Source organism: Methylobacterium sp. J-078, from assembly GCF_022829285.1.
In the GTDB taxonomy this organism is placed as follows: domain Bacteria; phylum Pseudomonadota; class Alphaproteobacteria; order Rhizobiales; family Beijerinckiaceae; genus Methylobacterium.
The window spans coordinates 1-5817 of the sequence record NZ_JAKSYI010000051.1 but is presented as its reverse complement, the minus strand read 5'-3'; the positions used below and the strand labels follow the sequence as shown (position 1 = coordinate 5817).

Sequence of the window (5817 nt, the reverse complement as noted above, 5' to 3'; positions counted from 1 at the left end):
GACTGGATCCATGTCGAGGACCACGCCCGCGGCCTCGTGGCGGTGCTGGAGAAGGGGCGGGTCGGCGAGACCTACCTCCTCGGCGGGCGCTCGGTGCGCAACAACCTCGCGGTGGTCAAGGCGCTCTGCGCCGCCTTCGATCGCTTACGCCCCGAGCAGGCGCCGCACGACCGCCTGATCACCTACGTCACCAGCCGGCCCGGGCACGACCGGCGCTACGCCATCGATCCCGGCAAGGCCGAGGCCGAGGTCGGCTGGCACCCGACCAAGGACTTCGAGCGGGCGCTGGAGGAGACGGTGCGCTGGTACCTCGACAACGAGGCCTGGTGGCGCCCGATCCGCGAGGGCCGCTACACCGGCGAGCGCCTCGGCCTCGGTATTTAGCGTCAAACTAGCTGGCTAAAACACCCGAAAGAGCTTTTTTTAAACAAAATCGATAAAGATTATAGCCCTATTAGTAGCGAACTGGAAAGCGAAGTATCCACAGATGCTGAAAATCAAGATAGGCTCACCATTCGATTTCGAGAGCACCGAAGGCAAAATTGCCTTCTGCGTCGATCGATGCATCACCAACGGCGGAGCGTTTTTAGTTTCCGGATGGGCATACAAGTGTGACCTGGGTCACGAAAAATTTGATACGATCAACTATTGTATGACGGAACTACGCCACTTTCAGCGAAGCGATGTTTCTCAAGGGTTTGGATACGAAGATGTTCTTGTGAAAGGCTTTCTATTAGTAGGCTTAGCCGATGAGTCTAGAGACTTTGTTATAGAATTCACAAAAGGTGCGGATATAATTCGAGCAGAATTGAAGGTTGCAGATGCCGCACCCATTTCACCGAGCATTGCTGCAAATCTCGTCATTGATTTTAAAGAACACGTCGCGCTCATTCATTTGTTTTTCAAAGAATCTCTGTTTTGGCGCAAATCTCTTGCGCATGCAGCCCCAGGATTCGCCTCGAATGGAGATGCGAAAGGGCACCTGGAGGCAGCGCGCGGCATTGATGACATCGGTGGATTAGTTGTCGGCTGGGCAATTACGACCGGGCAGAGCCAACTTTTTATGGTTTCGGAAAGTGGCGCATTATCGATTATGGAAGAATCTATTCGTTGGAACAGAGCTGACATTGTAGAAGCATTCTCTTCTACATATGGAAATTTAAGCCAATTCGCTGGATTTATCTCTTCTCAAAAGAGTATTTTTTCATATGGCGAAAAAATTTTTCTCCTTTCTGCCGAAGGCGACCAGATTTATCGAGTCTCACAAGCGGTATGGGAGCAAGCACCTAAAGATCCGCTTAGCTTCGCGCGGTGGGCTTTCGATTTTCCAACACCAATAGCCAAATTCCACTCGAGGCTAAGCAAGCATGATGGCCCAATTTTACAAGAGTTGATCCGCCGTCATAGCGATAGCACCAATAGCAGACCCTTTGCCATATCCATTTATGGATCCGAGCATAATTCGCCGGACTGTAGCATTATAATACCGCTTTATCGGAGATACGATTTCATGCAAAACCAGCTTCTTGAGCTGTCAAACGACCCATTCATCAGTGAGAGGTGCGAATTAATCTATGTTCTCGACGACCCTCTCTTGGAAGATGCACTACGGGGATCTGCATCAATATTTTACGATAGTTATCGTATTCCGTTCAAAGTGGTCTACAGTGAGGTGAACAGAGGCTTTGCGGGAGCTACCAATTTAGGGAGCAGCATTGCAAAAGGTTCATTGTTATTATTGCTAAATTCCGACGTCATACCTCTGGAGCATGGATGGCTTGATCGCATGGCAGATATACTTCGGCGAAACGAGAGTGTCGGTGTAGTTGGAAGTCGTCTTCTATTTGCAAACGGAGCTATTCAGCATGATGGCATGCAATTTGTCTGGGAGTCGAGTTGGAACTGCTACCTAAACAAACATCCAAATTCGGGGATGGATCCTCAGAGTCTGCATAGCCCATCTGTCACAAACGAAGTCGCAGTGACCGCAGCATGTATGCTTTTGAGACTGAATGATTATAAAACCATTGGAGGCTTGGATGACCAGTTCCTTGTTGGAGATTTTGAAGACTCCGATTTATGCTTGAAAATGCTGGAAAAAGGTTTGTCTATTAAGTGTGTGCACGATTTCCATCTGACCCATTTGGAGCGTCAGTCATTTGCTAGCCTCGGTACAAATAGTTTTCGTGATAAAGTGGCGCGGTTCAACGCATGGCGCCACGATCAGAGGTGGGGCGATACTATTCGTTCGTTAGACCCTAGTGCGAGGGATTATTTGTAATGAAGATTTTAGTGATCTCCCACGCTCATCCTGATTTTAGCGTAGGAGGAGCGGAAATCGCAGCCTACAATTTATTTCAGGCACTAAGAAAAAGAACCGACCTAGAAGCTGTCACTTTCCTTGCACGAACAGGCCAGTCGAATTTATCGCCCGGCTCAATCATGCTTCGGAGGGAGAATGAATTCCTATGGCGCCAAGACATGTCCGATTGGTTCCGCTTAGGTTCCGCTAATATTCGCTCCATGCAGAGCAATCTGCGAGACTTTTTGAATATTATCAAGCCAGATGTTGTTTTTATTCATCACTACGCGCATATTGGTATCGAACTCCTTCGTGAACTTCGCTGGATTTTGCCGAAGGCAGAAATATTTTTAACGTTACATGAGTACATTGCAATTTGCAATCGCAACGGTCAGATGGTAAAGAATGGATCCAAACGACTATGCTACCGTGAATCGATTGAAGAATGTCATGCGTGCTTTCCGCAGCATTCGCCAGAAGATTTCTGGCTCCGAAAGCATTATATTCAGAAGCATTTTGAATTTGTAGATGGCTTCGTGTCTCCGTCGCAATTTTTGAAAGATAGGTATGTAGCTTGGGGTATTCCGGATGAACATTTGTTCGTGATAGAAAACGGACAGAACTCAGTTCAGTCCAGCTTAGCCTACGCAAACCCTAGCTACTATAACCGTTTTGGATTCTTCGGTCAGATTACTGAGTATAAAGGTGTTGAGATACTTCTTCAAGCTATTCATCAAATAGACCGGAGTACTAGGTCGCGTCTATATTTTGAGGTTCATGGAGCAAATCTCGAACTTCAAGGTGAGTGGTTTCAAGAGATAATAAAAAAACTTCGCGATCCGTTAGTGGCGGAGGGTGTGTTGCGGTGGGTTGGCCCTTATGAGCCAGCAGAGCTTAGCCGTCGTATGAGCAAGATTGGCTGGGTGATAGTTCCATCAATTTGGTGGGAGAACTCGCCAATGGTGATCCAGGAAGCCTTCGTGGCTGGCAAACCAGTAATCTGCTCGGGTCTGGGTGGAATGGGAGAGAAGGTACGGGACGGTGTTGACGGCCTTCACTTTGAAGCACGTAATGCTCTAGACCTTGCTGAAGTGCTCAGCAGAGCGGGAGCGGCGCCTGAGCTTCACTCGAAACTTCAAGCGAACATTCGGAATCCACTTACTTATGACGAATGTGCAGAAAGGTATCTCGCTCTCATAACCTAAAATAAATGTCCATACTGAGGAAGCCCCCTCGGGGCGTTGTATCAATTAACTTATACCAACCCTCATTGATGGGGACTCATGGGGTAACCTCCCGGGCTGAGTGGTGATTCTGTCTTCGGGCTTGGAGCCTGAGGAGGATGTCATGTCTGCTCCGGTGCTGCTGCGGCGGGACTTCGACGCCGAGGGCCTGCGCGCCTTGGCCAAGGCCGCGCGCGATCCTGCCCAGATCCGGCGCCTGCTGGCTTTGTCGGCGATCTATGCGGGCGGCTCACGCTCGGCCGCTGCCGCGCTTGGCGGGGTCGGGCTGCAGACGGTGCGGGACTGGGTGGTGGCGTTCAACGCGCACGGTACGGACGGGCTGATCGGCGGCAAGGCCCCTGGCGCCCGCCCGCGCCTGAGCATCGAGCAGCGGGAGGTGCTGCGTGCCCTGGTCGAGCAAGGGCTGATGCCGGTCACCCACGGGGTGGTGCGTTGGCGGCTGGTTGATCTCGCCCAGATCCTGTTTGACGACCACGGCGTGTCGGTATCCGAGCAGACACTGAGCCGGGTGCTGCGGGGCATGGGCTATCGGAAGCTCTCCGCCCGCCCGCGCCATCACGCTCAAGCCCCAGACGCGATCCCCGGTTTTAAAACGTATGGCCCGCCCCGTCTGCAAGATGCGTTTTGATGGCGATGTATCCGGTCTCAGGATCGTGTCCTGGCCAAGATGGATATCCGCGCGCCTCGGGTCTTCATAAAGCCTGCGGTGTCCAGCACCGCATTTAAAACCAGGATCACCACGACGCCGATTCGACCATTATGCCATCTGTCCGTCATCTCACGCAGACTGCTTTAACTCCGACAGGAACCGCTGGTCGCTGTTGATGTACAATCAGGCCGTCGCGAGCGCGTCCTGATCGAAAGCTTGTTCTCGGCGCAGCAGCGCCCACACCATGCGGGCCAGCTTAGCGGCGAGTGCCACCACGACCACGTTCGGGTGAGCGCGTGCGAGCAAACCTTGCAACCAAGCCCCGATGGGACACCTCGAAGAACCATGCAGTTGCGCGGTTTTGGCCGTCGATTCGATGCCGCTCGCGGCTCTGACGTGATCGGACCGGCGTTCTGGCAGGCTGACGATGGTCGTGAGCGGGCTCAGGGGCCCATCCCGGGGTTGCCTCAGGCCGCCACTGGCCGGCCGTCGATCCAGAGGAAGCGCTTGAGGTTGTAGGCGAGGTTGGCGAGCCCGATCTTGGTCCGGGCTCGGGCCAGGCCGATGGTGCGCACGAACAGGCCGAAGCGGTGCTTCTGGCCGGCGAACACCGTCTCGACCGCCGAGCGGACCTTGGAGCGGGCGCGGTTGGCCTTGCGCTGCGACGGCGTCAGATCGAGGCCGGGCTGTCTCCGGAAGTGGATCCTTGAGCGTCGGCCGTTTTTGGCGAGATGGGCTTCGTTGGCCTTCGAGCGGTAGGCGGTGTCGGCCCAGACGTCGCTCGCCGTGTTGGTAGGGTCGAGGACGTTGGCCAGTTGCGCCCTGTCATGGGCGGCCGCGCTGGTCACGCTGAAGCGGCGGACGAAGCCGTGCCTGCGATCGATCTTGACGTGCGTCTTGTACCCGGACACCGGGATGGCGATCTCGACTTTGGCCTTCGTGCCAGCCGCCTTTGCGGGCCGTGCCTTGGCCCGCTTCAGCGTCCAGCGAGCATCGCGATCCTTTTGTGCGAGCTTCTTCGGTCTTGCCGCCCATTCGTCCGGGATCCGGCCTTCCTTCAGAGCCGCCTTCTCGGCATCGGTGTTGCGCTGACGCGGAGCAGCGATGATCGAGGCGTCGATGATCTGGCCCGACATCGCGAGATACCCCTTGCCCCTCAGCCAGACGTCGAAGGCGGCAAACAGATCGTCGATGGCACCGGCCCGCGTGAGCTGTTCGCGGAACAGCCACACGGTTTTGGCATCCGGCACCGCATCCTCGAACCCCAGCCCGAGGAACCGCATGAACGAGAGCCGGTCCCGGATCTGGAACTCTGTCGCGTCGTCCGACAGCGTGTAGAGCGTCTGGAGGATCAGGATCTTGAACATGAGGACCGGGTCGTAGGGCGGGCGGCCGCCCTTCGATCCATCGGACCGCTTCAGTGCGGTGGCCAGCTTCGGTCGGAAAGCCTCGAAGTCGATCAAGGCCGCGAGTTTCACCAGCGGGTCGCCGTTCTCCGACAGACGCTGATAGCGCTCATCCAGATCGAAGAACCCTGGCTAACCCATCCGAGCCTCCCCAACCTCAACAGCAGCACGGAATCACGACACCGTCCCGCAAGGAAGGGGTATTTCAAGGTGTCC

Annotated in this window: 4 protein-coding genes and 1 pseudogene; 4 read left to right on the top strand and 1 reads right to left on the bottom strand. The window is 54.7% G+C overall.

Annotated features, from left to right (window positions below):
- The 4 genes and pseudogenes from MKK58_RS05680 to MKK58_RS05665 form a co-directional block, all read left to right on the top strand.
- Positions 1-384 (top strand): GDP-mannose 4,6-dehydratase (locus MKK58_RS05680; protein ID WP_243911170.1); only part of this gene is annotated, 384 nt, incomplete at its 5' end.
- Between the two features lie 103 nt (positions 385-487).
- Positions 488-2281 (top strand): glycosyltransferase family 2 protein, encoded by a 1794-nt coding sequence (locus MKK58_RS05675; RefSeq protein WP_243911169.1) that lies wholly within the window; start codon positions 488-490, stop codon positions 2279-2281.
- Positions 2281-3507, top strand: a complete 1227-nt coding sequence (locus MKK58_RS05670) for a glycosyltransferase family 4 protein (RefSeq protein WP_243911168.1) — start codon at positions 2281-2283, stop codon at positions 3505-3507. Before MKK58_RS05675 ends, MKK58_RS05670 begins: the two co-directional genes overlap by 1 nt.
- A 103-nt stretch (positions 3508-3610) precedes the next feature.
- Positions 3611-4156: pseudogene (locus MKK58_RS05665) on the top strand (helix-turn-helix domain-containing protein); the annotation flags it as partial.
- A 506-nt stretch (positions 4157-4662) separates the two neighbouring features.
- Here MKK58_RS05665 and MKK58_RS05655 read toward each other — a convergent pair.
- Positions 4663-5718 (bottom strand): transposase, encoded by a 1056-nt coding sequence (locus MKK58_RS05655; protein ID WP_243911171.1) that lies wholly within the window; start codon positions 5716-5718, stop codon positions 4663-4665.
- Between the last annotated feature and the right edge of the window lie 99 nt (positions 5719-5817).